General features: G+C 36.0%; 20 protein-coding genes, 1 tRNA gene and 2 pseudogenes. 5 read left to right on the top strand and 18 right to left on the bottom strand.

Translation table 11 applies throughout. The features are described 5' to 3' along the window. Positions 1-16 precede the first annotated feature (16 nt). The 14 genes from MKJ01_RS00670 to MKJ01_RS00605 form a co-directional block, all read right to left on the bottom strand. Complete coding sequence (locus MKJ01_RS00670; RefSeq protein WP_241610935.1) at positions 17-2,410, bottom strand: TonB-dependent receptor; 2,394 nt, start codon at positions 2,408-2,410, stop codon at positions 17-19. 202 nt (positions 2,411-2,612) lie between these two features. Beyond that, on the bottom strand, positions 2,613-2,969 hold the full coding sequence (locus MKJ01_RS00665) for a hypothetical protein (RefSeq protein WP_241610934.1): 357 nt from the start codon (positions 2,967-2,969) through the stop codon (positions 2,613-2,615). A 126-nt stretch (positions 2,970-3,095) separates the two neighbouring features. Then, positions 3,096-5,027: an ABC-F family ATP-binding cassette domain-containing protein gene (locus tag MKJ01_RS00660; RefSeq protein ID WP_241610933.1), complete on the bottom strand. Its 1,932-nt coding sequence runs from the start codon at positions 5,025-5,027 to the stop codon at positions 3,096-3,098. A 187-nt stretch (positions 5,028-5,214) separates the two neighbouring features. Then, entirely contained in the window at positions 5,215-6,540 is a 1,326-nt protein-coding gene (locus tag MKJ01_RS00655) for a DUF2235 domain-containing protein (protein WP_241610932.1), read from the bottom strand. A gap of 135 nt (positions 6,541-6,675) precedes the next feature. Further along, on the bottom strand, positions 6,676-7,353 hold the full coding sequence (locus MKJ01_RS00650; protein WP_241610931.1) for a response regulator: 678 nt from the start codon (positions 7,351-7,353) through the stop codon (positions 6,676-6,678). Then, positions 7,322-8,077, bottom strand: a complete 756-nt coding sequence (locus MKJ01_RS00645; RefSeq protein ID WP_241632409.1) for a sensor histidine kinase — start codon at positions 8,075-8,077, stop codon at positions 7,322-7,324. The genes MKJ01_RS00650 and MKJ01_RS00645 overlap by 32 nt, the downstream gene beginning before the upstream one ends. Before the next feature lie 23 nt (positions 8,078-8,100). Then, a complete protein-coding gene (locus MKJ01_RS00640; protein WP_241610929.1) occupies positions 8,101-8,451 on the bottom strand; it encodes a hypothetical protein in 351 nt (116 codons plus the stop codon). 284 nt (positions 8,452-8,735) lie between these two features. Then, on the bottom strand, positions 8,736-9,461 hold the full coding sequence (locus MKJ01_RS00635) for a hypothetical protein (protein ID WP_241610927.1): 726 nt from the start codon (positions 9,459-9,461) through the stop codon (positions 8,736-8,738). Positions 9,462-9,541: 80 nt separating this feature from the next. Further along, the gene (locus tag MKJ01_RS00630) at positions 9,542-10,162 is read right to left on the bottom strand and encodes a DUF5715 family protein (protein WP_241610925.1); all 621 of its coding nucleotides are present in this window, start codon (positions 10,160-10,162) and stop codon (positions 9,542-9,544) included. Positions 10,163-10,331: 169 nt separating this feature from the next. Continuing rightward, positions 10,332-10,880: a hypothetical protein gene (locus tag MKJ01_RS00625; protein WP_241610924.1), complete on the bottom strand. Its 549-nt coding sequence runs from the start codon at positions 10,878-10,880 to the stop codon at positions 10,332-10,334. 15 nt (positions 10,881-10,895) lie between these two features. Further along, on the bottom strand, positions 10,896-11,876 hold the full coding sequence (locus tag MKJ01_RS00620; protein ID WP_241610923.1) for a hypothetical protein: 981 nt from the start codon (positions 11,874-11,876) through the stop codon (positions 10,896-10,898). A 171-nt stretch (positions 11,877-12,047) separates the two neighbouring features. Next, positions 12,048-12,839, bottom strand: a complete 792-nt coding sequence (locus MKJ01_RS00615) for a UDP-2,3-diacylglucosamine diphosphatase (RefSeq protein ID WP_241610922.1) — start codon at positions 12,837-12,839, stop codon at positions 12,048-12,050. 25 nt (positions 12,840-12,864) lie between these two features. Then, complete coding sequence (locus tag MKJ01_RS00610; RefSeq protein ID WP_241610921.1) at positions 12,865-13,311, bottom strand: 6-carboxytetrahydropterin synthase; 447 nt, start codon at positions 13,309-13,311, stop codon at positions 12,865-12,867. A gap of 295 nt (positions 13,312-13,606) precedes the next feature. Beyond that, a complete protein-coding gene (locus MKJ01_RS00605) occupies positions 13,607-13,990 on the bottom strand; it encodes a thioesterase family protein (RefSeq protein WP_241610920.1) in 384 nt (127 codons plus the stop codon). Positions 13,991-14,130: 140 nt separating this feature from the next. On the opposite strand from MKJ01_RS00605, the gene MKJ01_RS00600 reads away from it, so the two are divergent. Together MKJ01_RS00600 and MKJ01_RS00595 are read left to right on the top strand one after the other, a co-directional pair. Beyond that, a complete protein-coding gene (locus tag MKJ01_RS00600) occupies positions 14,131-14,784 on the top strand; it encodes a ComF family protein (RefSeq protein ID WP_241610919.1) in 654 nt (217 codons plus the stop codon). A gap of 54 nt (positions 14,785-14,838) precedes the next feature. Then, positions 14,839-15,525: an alpha/beta fold hydrolase gene (locus MKJ01_RS00595; RefSeq protein ID WP_241610918.1), complete on the top strand. Its 687-nt coding sequence runs from the start codon at positions 14,839-14,841 to the stop codon at positions 15,523-15,525. A gap of 1 nt (position 15,526) precedes the next feature. Here MKJ01_RS00595 and upp read toward each other — a convergent pair whose 3' ends face one another. Beyond that, on the bottom strand, positions 15,527-16,180 hold the full coding sequence (upp, locus tag MKJ01_RS00590; protein WP_241610917.1) for a uracil phosphoribosyltransferase: 654 nt from the start codon (positions 16,178-16,180) through the stop codon (positions 15,527-15,529). An 82-nt stretch (positions 16,181-16,262) separates the two neighbouring features. Further along, positions 16,263-17,573, bottom strand: a complete 1,311-nt coding sequence (der, locus tag MKJ01_RS00585) for a ribosome biogenesis GTPase Der (RefSeq protein ID WP_241632407.1) — start codon at positions 17,571-17,573, stop codon at positions 16,263-16,265. 347 nt (positions 17,574-17,920) lie between these two features. On the opposite strand from der, the gene MKJ01_RS00580 reads away from it, so the two are divergent. Next, positions 17,921-17,991 (top strand) — tRNA-Gln (locus MKJ01_RS00580). A gap of 575 nt (positions 17,992-18,566) precedes the next feature. Here MKJ01_RS00580 and MKJ01_RS00575 read toward each other — a convergent pair. Both MKJ01_RS00575 and MKJ01_RS00570 read right to left on the bottom strand, forming a co-directional pair. Continuing rightward, on the bottom strand, positions 18,567-18,749 hold the full coding sequence (locus MKJ01_RS00575; RefSeq protein ID WP_241632405.1) for a transposase: 183 nt from the start codon (positions 18,747-18,749) through the stop codon (positions 18,567-18,569). Positions 18,750-19,047: 298 nt separating this feature from the next. Next, positions 19,048-19,725: pseudogene (locus MKJ01_RS00570) on the bottom strand (transposase); the annotation flags it as partial. Between the two features lie 23 nt (positions 19,726-19,748). On the opposite strand from MKJ01_RS00570, the pseudogene MKJ01_RS00565 reads away from it, so the two are divergent. Together MKJ01_RS00565 and MKJ01_RS00560 are read left to right on the top strand one after the other, a co-directional pair. Next, positions 19,749-19,976 (top strand): annotated as a pseudogene (locus MKJ01_RS00565) (transposase); the annotation flags it as partial. 635 nt (positions 19,977-20,611) lie between these two features. Continuing rightward, on the top strand, positions 20,612-21,367 hold the full coding sequence (locus tag MKJ01_RS00560) for a hypothetical protein (RefSeq protein WP_241610913.1): 756 nt from the start codon (positions 20,612-20,614) through the stop codon (positions 21,365-21,367). Positions 21,368-21,449 lie beyond the last annotated feature (82 nt).

Below are 21,449 nucleotides of genomic sequence, written 5' to 3'. Positions count from 1 at the left end.
TTTTTGATTTTAATAATTAAAACTGGTATTTAAGAGTTAAGATAAAATTTCTTCCCATATCGTTGGCAAAGAAACGAAGCCTGTTCAGATAATCTCTGTACGGCTTATTGAACATATTGCGGACTGAAAAATCTACTCCGAAATTTTTGGACAGTCCCACGCCGGTCTGAAAGTTCCAAAGCGAATATCCGTTTGGAGGCGTGGAAATATCCACTTCCTGATTATACGCATTACCATTTGAATCAAATAACCTGATCGGAACATTGTAAACAGGGAATCTCGTTTGCTTCAGGTAAGTGTTGTTGCTTACATTAAAGTAAAAGTTTTTCCATTCTTGTTTATTGAATTCCAATGTATTATTAAAATTCGGAGGCATCATCATAATCAGAGGGACATTATGGGTAAGGTCCTGCCCGTAAACAGAGGCCGCACTTCCTTTGTAGGTCAGATTATCATTGATTTTAAGTTGGACATCCAGGTCCACGCCATACATTTTCGCATCAATCTGCTCATATTTGTACACGACAAAAGCACCGCCCCATTGCGTATTCTGATATCCCGAAGGAATTTCATTAATAAAATTTTTGGTGTAAAAGAAATAAGGATTCACAGAAACATTCAATCCTTTTAAAAAATCGGCTCTGAAATCAGCTACCAAGTTAAACTGATTTCCTGTTTCATTTTTAATTCTCATGTCTCCCCTTTCAATAATGGCTGCCGAATGATGCAGTCCATCCGCAAAAAGTTCAGCCACATTAGGAGCCCTTGAAACCCTCGCATAATTGAATTTCAGGTCAAAATTCTGTGAAGGCCGGTAAACGATCCCTGCATTTGCCGAAATGTTGTTATAACTTAACGACGGCTTAGTAAGGATCCTGTTTTGGTTTATCCTTACTACAAAATCTGAATAATCTGAAGCATAAAGCTTATTCCAGTCGCTCAGGTCATACCATTTGGTAACTTCATAATGATCAAAATCATATCTTCCGCCTGCTTCCAGATCAAGATTAGGACTAAGTTTATATTTAAAAACAGAATACATTCCCGCATAATACCTGTCATAATTCGGCACAAGACGTCTTGCTTCAGTTTCCGTATTGGAATAATTATTCTGATATCCGATATTTATCCCCGATTCAAGGTTCCATTTTCCTCTTTCGATGATATGATCAATAGTAAGATCGTTGGTTATCAGTTCCAGGTCCAATGCAGGCTTTTTGCTGAGTTCTTCACTCCGTCGGATGTCAAACTCTTTTCTGTGATTATACTGGAAGCTGTAGGTAGCTGTAATTTTCCCGAAATCTTTGAATCTCTGATAGGCTGAAATTTTAGCAATATGGTGCTCAATATCCTGTTTCGGGTTATCAATACTATAGCTGAAATCCCTTTGATAGATCGGTTCCGGAGAAGTAAGCGCAAGATAAAGGTCTTCTGAATTTCCGACGTGAGAGCTTCTCAGAATTCCTATAGAGCTTTTTGTAAGATAATAATCAAAAGAGAAACCTCTGTTAAACGTCATCTTCTGAACTCCGAAATTAAATCCCGAACTCTGCAATCCTGCGTTCATCAATCCGTACATCGGCGAATCAAGATCTCCAAGTTTCTTGAAACTTCCATTGGTTTTGATGGCCCATCCGTCTTCCCAGGTTTTCGCCAATTTGACATTGAGGCCTGCACCGCGGCCATTTGAAATCCCCGAGAGTGCAACCGCACCCATGATTGTATCTTTCTTCGGCAGAACCTGCGGCTGCAGCACGACCACTCCTCCTACGGCACCACTCCCATATTTCAGGGCAGAGGCTCCTTTAACAACGTCAATGTGTTCAAAATTATTGACATCCACGTTAGGAGCATGCTCAACACCCCATTCCTGTTCCGCCATCTTAACACCATCATTAAGAATAACTACACGGCTTCCATACAGACCATGGATGATGGGTTTTGCAATATTATTTCCGGTTTTTAAAGTATTCACTCCGGAAATATTGGTGAGCAGGTTACCGAGATTTTCGGTAATATTCCGTGAAATGGTAGATTTATCAATTGTTTTCACGACCATGCTTCCATTATTTTTATGGCTTCCATGAACCGTAACGGTCTCAATATCTTGGATGTGGTGCTCAAGCGTTATGGCCAAATGCAGATCCTTTGTAACTCCTATATTTTCAGTATAATCATTACAGTCAGGATGTTTGGCAGTAAGTATATAGTTTCCTGCGGGAATTTCACCGAACGAAAACTTACCATTTGAATCTGTCCTGGCAGAAAAATTCCCGATTTTCACCACCGCATCTACCAGCATGGTTTTATCGTGAAAATCCTGAATAGTTCCTTCTACGGTATAATTCTGCTGTGCATTTACGGCTATAAATCCGTAAAAGATCAGCATAAAGCTGTATATCAATTTCATTATTAGATAGATTGATGAGATACTTCTGTGAAGTATTTTTTTGTAAAATTTGTCAAGAGAATTTTTGAGACGTATACCATATCATGGGTTTAACATGAATATTGTATCATGCTTAATGATTCTCAATATCTTACTAATATGAGGCTCATTAAAATCGTTACATCTTAAGAATGTAAGTCCAAAAATCCGAAAAGAATCTATATTATGAAATGGCGGGCGGACCGCGAAGCTGAAAAGTAAATTTTGTCTGAGACCAGATTTTTTCCTGTATAGCAATGATCTGACGTACTTCATGCGTGTAGCTTTCAAGAGAAAAGCTGAATTCTTCAGGAACCAAAGTATGACCGGTAGCCAAGAAATGACAGGCCAGACAGTCTCCGGCTTTTTCTTTAGCCAGAGATTTTGAAATTGTATTTTCTGTCTTTTTAAGATTAAGATCTTTAAAAATTCCTACTGTGTCGTGGTGGTGAAAGCTTTGGGAAAACAGCGCCAGAAAGTAAATTCCAAACAGGAGTTTGGAAATAAAACTTTTCAGATTTCTGCTTTCTTTAAAAATCATGTGTCAAAATTATAAAAATAATTTATAAAACCGTATTAAAGTTTCCTTAAAATGCTTTTATGGGTCGTTGATATTATATCTTAAACAAATATGCTTTATTACAAGGCAGGATGACCGTATGATAACTTATATAAGCTGGGTTCCCAGATATTCCCATTCCTGTAAGGCTACTTCAAGCTCTTCTTTGGTTTTGTTATATGATTCCATAATTGTATCAGAAGGGTTTTCCTTTGTAAAAGAAACTTCCATTTCTTCTATTTTAGATTCAAGTTCAGAAATCTTTTCTTCTACTTTTTTTATTTTGTTCTGGATGTTTTTCTGTTCTTTACTGATAATCGGCGAGGACTGCGCGGTATTCTCAGCAGTTTTTTCTTGAACTTTTGCTTTTACCTCAGCTTTTGGTTCTTCATGAAGCTTTGCTTTTTCGGCAGAAATTTCCCTGATGCTTTCTTTTTGTCTGTATTCCAGATATTCATTGATATCACCCAGGAATTCTTTCATGTGCCCGTCACGGAATTCATAAATTTTGTCGCAAAGGCCCTGTAAAAATTCCCTGTCGTGAGAAATCACAATCAGCGTACCTTCAAACTTTTGAAGCGCCAGCTTGATGATTTCTTTCGATTGGATGTCGAGGTGATTGGTAGGCTCATCCATGATTAACGTATTGAATGGGCGCAACAACAGCTTACAAAGTGCCAGACGATTTCTTTCTCCTCCGGAAAGCACTTTTGTTTTCTTATTTACGGCTTCACCCTGGAAAAGGAAAGAACCGAGAAGATCCCTCACTCTTGGCCTGGTTTCTTCGGTAGCAGAATCTTCAGCTTCTTCCTGGACGGTTTTATTGGGTGTTAAAACTTCTTCCTGATTCTGTGCAAAATACCCGATATTCACATTATGTCCAAGATTCCATGAGCCTGAGTATTCCTTAATGTCTCCGGCCAGAATTTTAGCCAGGGTAGTTTTTCCCTGCCCGTTCTGGCCAAGAAGCGCAATCCGGTCTCCTCTCTGAACAATGAAATCCACATCATCAAAGATCTGTTTGTTTCCGTATGCTTTTCCTAATTTTTCTGCTTCAAAAATAATTTTTCCGGGAACCTGCGACTGTACAAAACGGATATTGAATTTCGATACATCTTCGTTATCCACTTCAATACGCTCAATTTTATCCAGCTTTTTAATAAGCGACTGTGCAAAAGATGCTTTGGTAGCACTGGCACGGAACTTATTGATGTTATCTTCCATCTGCTTGATTTCCGCATCCTGATTCTTTTTTGCTTGAATCAGTTTTTCACGACGGTCTTCACGCATCACCAGGTATTTGGAATAATTGGCTTTATAATCATCCACCTTTCTGTTATTCACATCAAAAGTACGGTTACAGACCGCAGTCATAAACTGCTTGTCGTGACTCACCAAAACGATGGCTCCGGGATAATCTTTCAGAAAGTTTTCCAGCCAGATGATGGATTCCATATCCAGGTGATTGGTAGGTTCATCGAGAAGCATGATATCATTTTTCTGAAGAAGCAGTTTTGCCAGCTCAATTCTCATTCTCCAGCCTCCTGAAAATTCATCGGTAATCTTCCGGAAATCGTCAGCTTTAAAGCCAAGACCAAATAAAACTTTTTCAATATCCCCTTCCAGATTATAAGCATCATGGTGCATCAAAAGGTCATTCAGTTCCGTCATCCTGTTAATGATATCGGTATAGGCATTACTTTCATAATCGGTTCTGGTAGCCAACTGGTGATTCACTTCTTCCAGTTCATTTTTCCAGGCATTAATCTGTTCAAAGGCCTGCATGGTTTCATCCCAGACTGTTCTTCCTTTTACAAAATCAAGATCCTGTTTAAGGAAACCAATTGTAATACTTCCTTCCGGAACCACATTTCCTTCGTAAAACGTAATTTCTCCCGAAAGCATTTTCAGCAAAGTGGATTTCCCTGCTCCGTTTTTACCGACCAAACCGATTTTATCATCTTTTTTGATAGTGAAATTTACGTTTTGAAACAGATAGTTCCCTGAATGATGTAATCCTAAACCTTGAACCGAAAGCATGTGTAAATGATAATTAAAAGTGAATAATGTCTACTGAATATTTCAAGGCGCAAAAATACGGAAAAGAAATGAATCGGAAAGATTAAGATCTTGATCTGCCTGGAATTCATATGAAGAAAATAAAAAGAGCTGCCTGTAACAGACAGCTCCACACCTAAATTTAAAACTGAAAAAGTACTAATATTTATTAAAAACTTTCTTTAAGCAATATGGTACGACTCCAATTATCGTTATTGGGAATATTCATTCCGTATGCATAATCCACCTCAGAATTTTCTATGTGGTGAATCTCTGAGTATAATTTTGACTGATTTGTACTGAACTGGCCATCAGATTGCGTAGCCACATTCAATCTATTATTAATCAATTCTTTATTAATCCGGGAATTTGATTGTATTCCGCCCTTGAACAATCCGAAATTAGCCGAAATATGCATATACTCCACGAGATTTTCATAGCTGTAATCAGGCTTCATTTCCGGAGAAAGATTTTCTGCATATGCTGTAAGCTTTTGATAAAGCTTTATCAGATACGGATGATTTTCAGCATTTATTAAAAAATCAGACTCCTCAAAATCAGTTTTAAAAACCTTATGGTTTTGATTGGATTCTTCCAGCATTAATCTTCCATACATTTTAGACATCTCACTGTAAACACAATCTCTTTCAATATATGCCTGTGGGAAAACATTTCCGTTACCCAGTTTTATGTGCTCCAGAAGATAATCCCAAAAACTGCTTCCTTTCTTAACAGCCGCAGTTTTCCTGATATTCTCCACATAGGAAAAAAGCTTTCCATTCATAATTTCCGGAGAAATATATACCGATTCTGAGCTTTCCAAATATCCTCCGCCAACATCTGCATGAGCTCCCGGCACAAAAATTTCTTTCCATATATGATGTTCGGTCTCATATTTTGAATCGTTCATCTCCCTGGAATCTTCAAAAAAGCCAGTTAAAGGAAAAAAATACCGGCATTCATCCTTAGCACAAAGATGAAGCGACCTTTGCACCATTGGTAAAATGGTAACACTATAATCACTGAAGGCACAGGATTCCACCGTATCAAAAACTCCCAGAAACCTGATGGTGATATCTGCCTGCACAGAATCTTCCGATTTCAGCAATTCATGACAAAAGTGCCTTGCCAGCATGGCCCCTCTGCTGAATCCGTAGATATACAGTTCGTATTTCCTGCTCTTATCAGCTACTATTTTTTTGATAAAAGAAAGACCCTTATTCAGTTTGTCATCAGAAGAATAACCCTCGAGTTTTTCAGGATTCCGGCAGGTAGCCATAGCAAAATCGCTGTCTTCCTGACCCATAACAGTTCCTATTCCTTCAATATACAGCTTTTCGTCACCGCTGAACAGCCTGAACAATTTATAAATATTGGTTATATTACTGTGATAGCTTTCGTTATTCGTCAATGGTTTCCGGTAAGCCGTCGCGTTAACCCCGTTATTTCCGGTTCCGTCAAAGAAAATACCGATAGAGATAATGTTGTTTTCCATGCCACTTTGTGGTTTATCTTAACCCTTCCTATTAATAACACTCTGCTTATTAATGAATTTACCAAAGTAACGATGGAAAAAGACGGAATGATAGAGTAAAAAGTACCAAATAAAAAATTCCGTATTTCTACGGAATCAGATTTTTTCTAAGGAATATATATTATTGATAATTGCATAGATTACGATTCCTACCGTATTCTTAGCGCCTATTTTTTCTGCAATTCTCTGTCTGTGACTTTCCACTGTTCTCGGGCTTATAAACAGTTTCTCTGCAATTTCATGATTGGTGCATTCCTGGCATATCAGTTTTACAACATCTTTTTCACGGTCAGACAGCTCATCATCCATATCAAAAAGTGTCCTTTTCTTCGTTGGACTGTTCATATAGGAAAAAATCATCTGATGATCTTCCGGTGTGAAGAAGATTCCGTTTTTATAAACAATGGTAATTGCTTCTATAAAGGCATTCCTGTTCGAATTTTTAGGAAGAAAGGCAGATACACCCAACTTCACCATGTATCCCAGGATTGTGGTTTTATAATGTGAAGAGAGGATGATGATCTTAAGATCCGGATATTTTTCTTTCAGGATCTCCACGAGCTCGAAGCCGTTCATGGGCTGCATCTGGACATCCACCAAAGCGATATCGGGGAAATCCTCCTTAGAAGTATGCTCTAAGGTTTGTAAAAAATCCGGCCCGTTGTTGGAAGTAAATCCTACTGTGATATTCTGTTCGGATGACAATAACATCTTTACACCTTCAACGATCAGTTGCTCGTCATCAATCAGTGCTATTTTGATCTGGGAATTCATTGCTGTATGGAATTTTAATAATTAAACGGCTGCCTTCATTCAAAACATTCTTCCATTTGTGAGCCGCATTCATAGATTTTATTCTGGATTCTATATTTTTAATTCCCATCCCTTTTTTCACTTCTTCATAATCAAAGCTTTGACCGTTATCGGAAATAACTACTCCAAGATGGTTTGTATACTCTTTCATATAGATCCTTACTTTTGATGCTTCCGAATGCTTGAGAACATTGGTGGTAAACTCCTGAATAATTCTGTATAACTGCACTTCTATAAAGATATTTTTCTTCTGAAATTTCGGGCTTACCGTCAGTGAGATATTGATTCTGCCTGAAAGATTAGCAATCAGTTCTTCTATATATAATACCAATCCTACAGCTTCCAGATTCACAGGATATAATGAGTGCGAAATGCTTCTTGCAGAATCTATGAGAGAAGACATTTGCGTTGTGATATTTTTCTTGATCAGCTCATCACCTTTTGTATCCAGGTTATTTAACCATAGTGAAAGAATATTAAGCCGGTTCCCGATATCGTCATGAATCATTACTGCAATTCTTTTTCTTTCAGACTCCTGAGCCTTAATATTTTCCAGTGCCAGCTTTTTCTGGTGTAACACTTCAGCTTCATACTGTGCATCCTTTTCTCTTACAATCCTCTGGATAAAGCTTCTGTATGCTAAAAGAATAAAAGACATTATGATCACCAGAACGACAATCAACACAATAAAAAAGGTAATATTTAAGGTTATTTCTTTAATTTTAAAAAGGTATAAATAATTGATAAATACAGAAAGCTGCAGAGAATATTATTCATCCCCCAGATAATTTTGGCTTCTTCCTGTCCGAATGCCGGAAGCTGACGCAGAAGGAAAAACAGAAAAACCGAAAGTGCATAATACAGAAAGATAAAACTGTCCGCCAACATAAAACGATCATTGATTTTACTGTTTTTAATTTCCATAAGTAGTGCAGAACCTGCAAAACAAATCACCACAATATTGGATATTACTTTCTTTACCTCATTGGTAATACCATTGGTATCAATTAAGAAATAACCTGCCATTAAAATGATCGGGATATACCAATAATATGACATCCTGAGTTTCCTGATAAACAAAATCCCCAATAGCAGGAGTTCTCCTGAGACAAAATAACGAAAAATAAAACTTAAATCTTGTACCTTAAACTGGTAAAGAGCAATTTTAACAATAGCTTCTATCAAAAAAAGAAAAATGATATAATACACATACCATTTTTCTGTATTTTTAAAATATTTGTACTTGAAAAGTCCGATAAAAGCACAAATTACAAGTAAACTATTATTGAGATAAATTATGGTCTGATAAATATCCACAATATATTAAAGTTAAAAAATTAGTTTTACTTACAAAGCGGCGGACATGCTTCTGACCAGTCGTAAGTATTTGAGATCGTCTGGACGCTTCCTGAATTTTGAAGATCTTCATAAAAGGAGATAAAAATAAGGGTAGGCAAAAGTCTCTGGTAAACATCGGAAAACTTAAGACCGAATGAACACACAACATGAGTAAATCCGCTTTTTGTAGCAGTGATATCTTGAGTTGGAACAAAAAACCTTTTGAATATCCTGCTCCCCTTAAACTCAGTACACTCTCTGTAAAACCAGATCATTGCTTCATCTCTCCAGGATTCTATAGCGGTAACCGCTTTATCCTGTTCCAGCATAGGTTTGCTGGAAACGGGAAGATAAGTATCTGAATTATCGTCAATTCTCTGTAAATCTTTTGAAAGAACAGCATTTTTTACAACGATATACTCTTCTGTTTCCATTAGCCTAAGATCTCTATCCAATTCCTGCAGTGGGCTGTAAGGGAATTTGTCTACAACAAGCCTCTTCCCACTACCATCTAACGGGCATAATATAGCGACAAGCTGACCCTTATACACGCCTATTTCAGTACAAAACTCTTTATACCTATTCAGGTTTCTCATCCAGTCCATCTGTTCAGCATCGAAAGTAAAAACGTGATTGGTGGGAATAATTTTCGTGATTGCGTAAAAGTCCGAACAACTTGTGATCCATTGTGCTACAGCTGCATCAAATTGTTCCCTGGTGAATGTATTCATATTTCATGGTTTTTAAAGTGCCATAAAATTAAAAAAACTAAATTATCTGTGCAACTATATCACGTATAATCGAAAATCGGTTAATAGTTTTTTACCGTTATATGAAAGCAGCTCTGCTGTTTTTCTTTAATATAATAAATCTTTCCCGCATTGGTGTAATATTCTAAAATCTTCTCCAAAGCTTTCTCCAGCTTAGCATTATGTTTTAAAACATCATTAAAACGGACATATGAAATATCAAAAGAGTTTCCGTAATTATGCGAACTGATCCCTAAAGAGGCATTCGTATTAATTTTTCTTAATCTGCACTGGTCCTCAAGTGTCCTTGTAAGGGAAGAAACGGTAAAGGTGCTGCCTTTCGTATCCCTGCTGAAACGTGCACCTATTCTTTCCAGCATCAGTTTGCCTTTGGAGACCATCCATGGCCTGCTGTAATCAAGTTTATGTATGCGGTATCCTTTCCCGGCTTTTTTTATTTTATGGAGTTTTCCGGTATTGATATACTTCGTTATTGATTTCTGGTCCTGCAGAAGTTTAATCCCGAACTTTCTCGAAGCATCCAGATGCGGTTTATAGAGAGGGGTTGGCGTTACTTTTAAGATTTGTGTCAGATCATAGCAGGGTACTGTTTCTTTTCTCACCTGGGAAAAATAAGACCCGTGAATACATGATGCAATAACCACACACAAAAACTTTATCATTAAAGCGCTTTTTTAAATTCAACTAAAAATAATGATTTTTATGTACCCATCAACTATCCAAATGGTAGATCTGTCAATTTTTCAATTATTCTAACCTCAATCAAAAGCAGCTATCTACAGTATTGAATATACACGATGTGGCATCAGCTTGTAAAAAAACCGAAAAAATTTATTTAAGCTTTTTGATATCAAAAGGATTTCTGAAAATCAACTCATCCTGTTTTCCTTTGATTTCCATTTTCCGCTGTAGTAAATTCAACGCCATTTTGCGCATAAAAAAATCTTTGTCGATAAGCTTCCAGTAAGAATCATCATGCACACGTTTAGGATGCCGGATGATGTAAAATTCCGTATCCCAGGAATCCACATTATGATAAAACTCTATGATCCCACAATATTCAGGAATCAGCGAATGGTCTACCATTCCCATCGGAAGAAGGAAACTAAAAGCATTGCATACATAATCTCCACAGCATATTTTGTCATGCTTCAGAAATTTCTCCCCTGTACTGATGTTGGTGTATGATTTTTTAAAATCATTTTTAAAATCGCTTTTTGAGAGTTTGATTTCTATTTCATGGCTGAAACCTTCAGGGTCAACAATCAGGATATCCGCTTCCCAATCAGCATGAAAGTGGTTAGTTAACACAATCTCTTTTTCAAAATTGCATTGAGAGTGAATAAAGGCATGGACTAATTCTTCAATTTTTAATTTCATAAATTTTACCTTACATTATGAAACCAGCAGACTGCACCCCCGAATATCCGAATGGTCTATCCGTCCCAATACCTGGAATTTATTTCCTGTTAGTTTTCCCAGATCCTGTGTTGCGATAAATGCACACGAATGAATATTGGCCAGATCAATGATATTGATAGCTCCTGTTCTTTCCTCTTTTTCATACGCCAGCGGATCTTCGGCATTTCGTACCATGATTTTCATCCATTTAGGACATTCATATTTATTATTTCCTAAAGAATAGGCCTGCGAGAGCAGTTCCGTCATAGAATATTCAGAATAAATTTTATGGGTTTTAAAACCTTCCTGCAAAATTTTCAGCAGTTCATTTTTCGTCATTTCTTCTTTCCTTCCTTTCATTCCTCCTGTTTCAATAACGATCAGATTTTCAGTAAAACTTAGAGATTCTCCATTTTGTGTACAGTAGTCAAGGAAATCTAATAATGCAAAGGAAACTCCGAAAAGAATTATCTTTTTATCTTTTAAAGTATTCAGCAGCTTTAGTAAATCTGAATGATTATACAGAAAATATCCGTTTTCCGGCCGGGCAGATTTTTTCATAAGATAATCCACCATATAAATCAGGGAAGAATGTTGCTTTTCCAGATAACTGGGAAGCAGCCCTAAAAAGATAAAATCTTCAGGCCTTCCTATAAACTGCTCAAAACTTTTATAAATGCTTTCTTGATAGATGCTTTCATCAGCGATCCAATGGGTGGACAGGTTCATTTGCGTAGTTCCGGAGCTTCGGAAAAACAAATCCGCTGTTATATTTTTATCCAGAATCTGATGATTTTTAAACATTTCAATCGGCAGAAACGGAATTTCTGCCAGACTGTTGACTTTTTTAGGGCTGACTTTTAAATAGTCTACAAACTTTCTGTAAATCCCAGAGTTTTCGTATTGATAGTGAAAAGTCTCCAGCGAAGCTTTTAAAAAATCCTGTTCTGTCTGTATATTGAATATATTTTTCACTTCTTAAATAATAAATTTTATATTCTTATTACCAATCAGTTAACCGATGACCTCATATTTTTTATTCTTTTTTAATGTAAAAATAAATTTTGGTCGAATTATTGTAATTGAATATGCGGAATATGGATTAAAAACAAGAGCGGACTTCGGTTCACTCAAAGAATTATCTCTTTATGGGGTAATTCTTTTTGCATTATCTCCAAAGGTTTTAAGCTCAAATTCATGCTCGAAAACGCCGTACGTAAAGTAAGATATCCAGTCTCCGAGATTGATATATTTTGCATTCTGCCCCAGATCAAGAACCATAGGAAGATGCCTGTGTCCATAAATAAAATAATCAATCTGCTGTGTTCTGAGCTTTTCTTTGGAATAAATAATCAGAAATTCTTTGTCTTCCCCTAAAAACTCTTTGTCTTCATCTCCTGAAATCATCTTGTTTTTCTGGGACATGTATAAAGCAATTCTCATAGACACATCCGGATGAAGCCATTTGAACAACCATTGCGCTACAGGGTTTGTAAATACTTTCTTCATTCTTTTATACCCTTTATCACCAGGTCCCAAACCATCTCCATGGGCCAGCAAAAACTGCTTCCCGCCCATTTCAAAGTATTGTTTTTTATAGAAAACAGTACATCCTATTTCTTCTTCCAGATAATCTTTCATCCAAAGATCGTGGTTCCCTACAAAAAAATAAATATGAATCCCGCGGTCCTTCAGCTCTGCGATCTTCCCTAAAACCCGCACATACCCTTTTGGGATCACATGCTTCCATTCATGCCAGAAATCAAAAAGATCACCCATTAAAAAAAGTACCTGAGCATCATGCTTTATTTCATCCATCCAACGGATAAAGCGTTCTTCACGCACCTTACTTTCCTTTGGTGTAGGGGCACCGAAATGCTGATCTGAAGCAAAATATACTTTCTTTCCCGGCTCTAAATTAATGGTCGTTTTTAACACGTTCTTCTATTTTTACTGAATAGAGTTACTGATTATCTTCTGCAAACCATTCTCCGTAAGAATTTTCGGTTTCATGAAGTTTCAGGTAGGCAAGAGAAATTCCTTCCGGAAGGCTCCGCTTTATTTTTGAGGCAATGGCATACAGCATATTTTCACAGGTCGGCTGAAAGCTGCAATAGATTACTTTATGTCCTTTATTTTCCAGGTCTTCCCCAAGCTCCCGATGGGGAGTCAGCGCATTGATCAATACGGCATGATCCCAAACATCTACGATCTCGGCTTTTACAATGCTCTTGATATCTCCGAAATCTACTACCATCCCATTTTTGGGGCTCTCCAAATCATTAATCGGTTTTCCTTTCACCGTTACAAACAGTTTATAGGAATGTCCGTGCATATTTTTACATTTCCCATCATAATTATACAACACATGAGCGGTCTCGAATGTAAAAATTTTTGTAATACGTATCATGATACAAAGATAGGGAATTTGGTTTGTTTGAATGATCTATTTAGAGATCGTGGTATATTTTCGACTGCAACAGTCATCATTAGATACCGTTATTTTAAAATGAAACTAATAACTTTATTATTACTGACAAGTTTAATTTCCTGCATAGAACAAATTCCAGAAGCCAACGGAAATTTTATTCCGTTATTAAAAACCCGATAATCTTCATTTTCAATAAAGCGGCATTGTCAAAGAAATCACCAAAATGATTGATGAAGCAAAAGCAGACATTATTTTGAAAATATTAAATGAATAATTACAGCTTATCCAGCCAGTCATTCTCCAGCCTTTTAATTTTCTTTGTTTCTTGATCTATAAAAACCCAAAGTGTCAGTGAGTCCACAACCAGCTCATCATTACAGTAAAACTCAACTTTTCTCGGCTGACGGATTCCTTCCGGAGGTTTGGGATAGGTTATGATCGTAATAAGATCACCCAGATACACCTGTTTTTTATATTGAATATGATGATCGAGAAGCATCCAGACATCATCAGGATAATCCGTACTGTCTTTTACAAGATCCCAATGTTCTGCGGCAGCCTCCTCTACCCAATGGACATACTGAACATTATTAACATGATTATTTTTGTCAATATGCTGTTCTGTTACAGTTACCTTTTTTTCATATATCAAACCCATTGTCAAATATAAAAATTTTAAATATAAGTAATTATCTTACATGATACAGCTAGCAAAATACAAACCAGAAAAAGGAATATTTGATAAGATTACGCTCATCATTAAGGGAAAATATTTATTTTAGCAACAAATACACATCGATGATTCTTGATATCTTCTTCCCGAACCGCTGCCTGGAGTGCAGCCGGATTATTGACGGCAGTTTATTAGTCTGCAATCTCTGCTTTGAACATATTCACTTTACCCACAATTCGTATGCTGATCACAATTATATGCAGGAAAGATGCCGGCTGATGTTTCCCGTAGAGCATGCTTTTGCACTGATGCATTTTGAGAATGAAAATGTCAGCCGCAAAATCATTCATGAATTAAAATATAAGAGCAGGGAAAGAACCGGGAAGATCCTTGCAGGCTGGACGGCTGAACGAGTGGATTTTCAACATGAAAAGCCGGATCTGTTCGTGACGGTACCGCTGCATCCGAAGAAATTAAAAGAAAGAGGATACAACCAGCTGCATCTGTTTACGGAAACGTTATCTGAATTTTATAATATTCCGTATGATCATGAATTAATCAAAAGAAACCATTACTCAAAAGCTCAGGCGTTGAAAGATAAGCAGCATCGCCTGGAAACCCAAAATACATTTTCTACCACGAAAAACATTTCCGGAAAACATATTTTACTGGTTGACGATGTTTTTACGACTGGGAATACAATTGCTTCAGTAGCATGGGAAATCCTGAAGGTAGGAGACAATAAAGTAAGTGTTCTGGTAATGGCTGTAGATGCATAACCGCTTTAAATATGAATTGAAATCTTTTTCTTAATTTTCAATAAAACTAAAATTATGCTGAATCTTATTTTATTGCATGGGGCATTAGGTCACAGTGATATTTTTAATCCTTTTCAAGAAGAGCTTTCAAAATATTTCACGATTCATACGCCTTTATTTTCAGGACACGGCAATACTGAAATTCCGGAAGACGGGATTACCATTGACAAATACACCCATGAATTAAAAGAATTTATTGAGAAAGAAAATTTAAAAGACGTTTATATTTTCGGACACAGCATGGGAGGATATATCGCTCTCTGTTATGCAATCAAGGATCCTTCAAGTATCCATTCAATCATGACTTTGGGAACAAAATTTGAATGGACAGAAGAACAGGCTCTGCGAGAAAGCAAAATGCTGAACCCTGATATTATTGCTGAAAAAGTCCCTAAATATGCTGAATTGCTGGAAAATCAACACGGTTCTAAATGGAAACAGTTATTACCCGGCATTGCCGGAATGATGATTTCTTTAGGTAAAAACCCGCCTTTAAAAGATCATTTATCAACGATACCCGTTCCTGTTCAGATTATGGTCGGCGATCAGGATAACATGGTGACTCTTGAAGAAAGTATTGAAGCATATAAAAGCCTTCCGGAGGCAAGGCTGGCTATACTTCCGGGCACGAAACATCCTTTGGATAAAGTAAGACCCGATATATTGTTAAACTTAATGAAAGATTTCTGGAACCTTTCTTAATTTATCTTTGAAGTTTTTCTCCATAACTTAAATCCCCGGCATCGCCCAGACCTGGTGTAATATATCCTTTAGGAGTCAGATCTTCATCAATGGCTCCCAACCAGATTTTTGCTTGCGGATATGCAGTTCGGATGGTTTCAACCCCCTGCCTTGATGCAATGGCGGAAACAATATGAAGCTGAGAAGGATTTCCGTTGTTTAAAAGATCTTTGATAGCTTCAATTAAAGAAGCACCTGTTGCCAGCATCGGATCCGCAACAATTAAAGGTCTCCCCTCGATATTGGGGCAGGTAAGGTAATCCTGTTTAATTGAAAAATAATCGTTCGCTTCATGTTTTCTGTACGCCGCTACGAAACCGCAGTCTGCTTTATCAAAATAATTTAAAATCCCTTCAAATAAAGGAACTCCCGCTCTTAGAATAGTCGTAATCACAGGCTGAACAGCGATTTCTTTCACCTTAATTTTATCCAAAGGCGTCTGGATTTCAATTTCTTCCTGTTCAAGGCTTTTGCTGATCTCGAAAGCCGCAATTTCCCCTATCCTCTCCATATTCCTTCGAAACCTCATCCGGTCCTGCTGAATTTCAACATTTCTGAGTTCGTTGATCCAGGAATTGACAAGTGAAAACTGTTCTGATAATATAACGGTATGCATGATTTTGAAAAGCTTAATCTAAAATTACAAAATTTAACTGAGAGTAAAATCCCTTTTAGAAAATCTAAAAGGGATCATATTATTATTTTTGTCTGAAATACACTTCAATCGGAACGCCCGTAAACCCGAATTCTTTTCTCAATTGGTTTTCAGTAAATCTTTTATACGGTTCTTTTACATATTGCGGCAGGTTGCAGAAAAATACAAACTGCGGCGATGGTGTCGGAAGCTGTACACAATATTTGATTTTTATATACTTTCCTTTATTTGCCGGCGGCGGTGTGCCCTCAAAAATAGGAAGCATGATTTCATTTAATTTTGAAGTCTTGATTTTCTTTTTGCGGTCTTCGTATACTTCCATGGCCACTTCAACAGCCTTCAGGATTCTCTGCTTCGTCAATGCTGAAATAAACAAAATCGGAATATCATTAAACTGCCCGATTTTATCTTTGATATGCTTTTCAAAGTCGCGCATAGTATTGGTTTGCTTGTCTTCAATCAGGTCCCATTTATTCACCAGGATGACAATTCCTTTCCTGTTCTTCTGAGCCAGTCCGAAAATATTCATATCCTGAGATTCCCAACCTTGGGTAGCATCCACCATGATAATTACCACATCCGAATATTCGATAGAACGGATGGAACGCATCACGGAATAAAACTCCAGATCTTCATTCACTTTGGACTTCCTTCTCATTCCTGCGGTATCCACCAACACAAACTCATGACCGAATTTATTATAAAGCGTCTGGATACTGTCTCTTGTAGTTCCAGCCACATCCGTTACAATGTTTCTTTCCGTATCAAGCAGTGCATTTGTTAAGGTAGATTTTCCTACATTCGGACGGCCTGCAATGGTAATTTTAGGCAATCCTTCAAATGGATCTTTATAGTCTGTTGTCGGGAAATCTTTAACGATATCATCCAGTACTTCTCCTGTTCCGGAACCTGTTGCAGAAGATAAAGTATAATATTTCTCAATTCCCAACTGATAAAATTCTGTGGCAGCGACTTCTTCTTTTGAAGAATCCACTTTATTGATGACAATATAAACAGGTTTATTGGACCTCCTCAACATTTCATGAATTTCATAATCCGTATCGGTAAGGCCTTCTTCCACGTTAAGCATAAAGATAATTGATGTAGCTTCATCAATAGCCAGTTGAACCTGTTTTGAAATTTCTCCCTGGAAGACATCATCGTTATTTACATCATACCCTCCGGTATCAATTACGGTAAAATCTACTCCGTTCCAATCGGATTTCCCGTAATGACGGTCTCTGGTAACTCCGGCAGTAGAGTCTACGATAGCTTCTCTTCTTTCCAGTAAACGATTAAAAAGTGTGGATTTTCCTACGTTGGGGCGCCCAACGATTGCGACAATATTCGACATAAAAATGTTTAATAATCCTTCGACGGTGCTCAGGATGAGTTATTAATGGGTTTCTCCAACTTTTGGAGCCCAATTTTTTGCAAAGATATGATTTTTATTTAAATTGATTTTCAGCGATAAAGAATCTGTTATCCAAACATCTTCTTAATTTGTAATGTCCACTATGTATTGCCGCATAAGGAAAACTCTAATGTGAAAATTTCCCATTTTTCAATTTTAAAATTTTTGTTAAAATAATTCTTTGACTATCAATAAATAACATGGCAGGCTATCTATTTTCGTAAACGGATATCAGCTTTTGGCTTTTATATGTAAAATAATTTCTATAATTTCGCACTGTTGAACACAGACCCATGGTGTAGCGGTAACACTACTGATTTTGGTTCAGTCATCTGGGGTTCGAATCCCTGTGGGTCTACATAATAGGAGAAATGGTACTATCATTCCTCCCGTTTTTTTTACAACTTGTTATACATCCGTGGAATATGATGAGCCATGATATTAATCGGGTAGTGCCAATACCTATTTCCGACAAATTCATTTTTTTGGAAAATAAAAATTAATAATTTACATTTATCTCAGCCGTTCATTCTTAATACAATTTGAAAATATTTATCAGATTACAACAGCTTCTCAATGAGTTTTGAATATTCTTATCGTTTGTACTTTATTGAATCCAGATTATGCACAAAAGTTGAGGACTAAGCAAAAATTTTTGTTAATCTGAACAGAAAGAAAATTCTGTCTTTCACTTCCGGAGCTGCATCCTGAAGTTTTAATTTTCGCATTGAAAGATTCAGCAGCTTCATTAGTGCTTCTTTGATTAAAAATAGTTTAAAATATCCCCGTAATGATTCTTAATTGTTTTTATTAAAGTAAAAAAGATTTAAAGTCTGATTCTTCAACCTCGTTGAACCAATGGACAAACTTGATCACGGCCAAATTGTTTTGGAATATTCTGGTTATAAATCTTTCGAAGTCATAGGTCCATTGTTACGCTTTTTCCAGATCCGGATATTGAGCAAAAAGGATGAAGACTCTTTGTCTTTGGGAGCGTGTCCATTTTTCGCGGCTTTTATAAAGCAGATACCTGCTTCCGGCCAAAAGTTGTTTGCGGGAATCTCTGTTTTCAAATATTCCCATACCTGGAATTTGTTCTCCACCCACTGCTTCCATTATCTTATTTATTGCGTTCCAAATGATTCTAAGATTATATTTGCTTTTTCGATTATCTAAAGGTATTTTTAATAAATTCCATTGATTGTCAGTAATGTTTGTAGGATATTTTCATGTAGCTTAATTGATTAGACGCCAAAAATTCAAGAAAATGAACAGCATAAAAAAAATGACAATCAATTCATTATTTTTATTCGTTAAGTTTGAAATATATTCATAAACATTTTTCTGATTTAATTTTTAAACAGGCCCATATATTAGTCATGGTCGGAAGAAAATGCCGGCCATTTTTGTATTTTTAAGTTTTAAACACTTTATCGGGATCACCACCTGCAAAAACGATTAGAATTGCTGTTATCATATCCCGAAGTTCCATTCCCATATGTATTTTTGCTGTTTTGTAGCCTAAATTATTTGCTTTTTTGTAAATCAAAAGTAACATGGAAGCAATCATTGTCATGTAAAGCATTACTTCAATTCTATTCTTGTTGAGGGAAACAAGATGGCTTAAAGTCAGCTCCTGTTTCATAAATCTGAAGAACACTTCAATATCCCAACGTTTTTTGTAATAATCTGAAATCTCTTTGACAGAAAGTTCAAACTCATTCGTTAAAAACCAAAATTCTTTGTTCGTTTTTTCATTTTTGATGACTATCATCCGAAAATCCGTTTCTACTTTTTCTTCCCGATGATAGATGTTTCCGCGTTTGTTTTGTATAGGTTTTCCGGTATAAAGTTGTACTTTGCTGTCTTTAATAACTTCCCAGTCATCCTATTTTACAGGAGTTGCTACTGTAAGAAAAGATTCAATCTCTTCAAATTTTCTGTTTTCTTTGGAACGAACAATAAATTTGATACGCTTTTCTTCAAATTCTCTCATCGTTCTTGTAGACTGCAAACCTCTGTCTATAACATAAATATTATCATGATGTTCTTCTTTTTTCAACTGCTTTAAAACAGCCTCAGCAAGGGCATTATCTTCTTCCGAATATTTCTGTCCTGATACTCCTCCATGACAAAATCATGCTGAGAAAAAGAGCATTAATTGAATCTGTAAATGATGAGCTTAAGAATATCTGCCAGGTAGAGAACACCAGGCACAGAAGCGTTGATAATTTTGTTTTGAATATTATATGCACTCTGGCAGCGTATTCTTTCTTTGATAAAAAACCTTCTATTAATTCCGGTAAGGATATCATCGATAAAAGTAGAATTATAGCTGCTTAGACCGAACTCACATTAAATAACACCTATTTAAACATCACATGAGATTCTCGGTCATCTAAATGGTACACATATAGAGTATAAAGATAATTTATTAATATAGATTCAGGTTTTTCAAAACTCTACTGAACTAGAAGAAATGCAGGAATATAAAAATAACCCCTCAACGGAGACATAAACTATGAATATATTTTAATCACAAGTTTTATAGAAGAATGTTTAAGATAGGACGAGGAACAACTACCTAGATAATTTTGAGGCTTTACTGATAAGATATGAAACAAAAATATCACATAGACCAACCTTATATTACTGTTAAAAATTAATGGAATATGTTTGACATGAAATTTTTATCACAAAATATAGATTTTTTTTATATATTTGGCCCTGTTATTTCTATTGAATCTGTGATTAAAATTTTCACTTCATCAATAGGAATAAAATTTTTTTTATATTAACATTGGATTTTTCTTAACAATTTTAAGAAGAAGATAGAAAAAATTATAACAGATCGTTCCTAAATATTGCTTTTGCAACTTTGATTGACAAGAATAAAAATAGAAGAAACGTCTCGATAAAAGAATTCTGTTTATAAATTTTTCCAATTAAATAAATATTAATTATTAAAAACTATTTAAATGAAAACATTATTCAAATTTATGTTATCTGCAGTTTTATTGACTGGATTATCTTGTAATACGGATAATAGCTATGCTGATATGGATCAAGCTAACGCTAAAATTGTAATGGCATCAAAAGCAGGAACATCAAATCCTTTCGATTATCTGGGTGAGTTACATAACAATTTTATGACGGATATGCATAATTTAAAACCTTCTAAAGATAAAATACCCGACTTAGCCTTGAATTTTGTTACGGAAAACGGTTATGAATATGATACATCTGTATTTAACTCAAATACTGTTTCGGAAATTATGAATGAATCAATGACAAGTGAATTTACAGAAGAAAAAATAGATGAATTAGGAAAAAGATTTCAATATTCTGATGAATATAAGAAAGAACTACATAAATTATCTAGCTTTTTTAATGCAGATTCTTATGAAAATACAAATGATATTGTAAATCAATTAAATGAAATCGAAGCAAGCTATCTCCAATCCAAGTTATCGGAAAAAGAGAAAGATCAATTATTAGCAACAATAGCAATTGCACGTCATAGTGCGGACTATTGGATTTCTTTTTATCCAAATGATTCCAACTCCAATACTGTAGCTTCAAATAGAATCAGATGGTGGGCTCGTATATTTGGAGGAATTGTAGCTGACACAATGGGAGCTGTAATAGGCCTAGCGGGAGGTCCTGTGGGAGCCGTTATAGGAGGAGTAGCAGCTTCTGCAGGAGTTCAGACTCTAGTTGATGATAATTTATAAACAACAATATTAATCTATTTACAGAAAAAGTCGCCAAATTGGCGACTTTTTCTGTAAATATTTGAAGACAAAGCAATATATA

The organism is Chryseobacterium sp. SSA4.19 (assembly GCF_022601875.1).
Lineage (GTDB): Bacteria > Bacteroidota > Bacteroidia > Flavobacteriales > Weeksellaceae > Chryseobacterium.
This window is presented reverse-complemented; position numbering and strand designations above follow the sequence as displayed.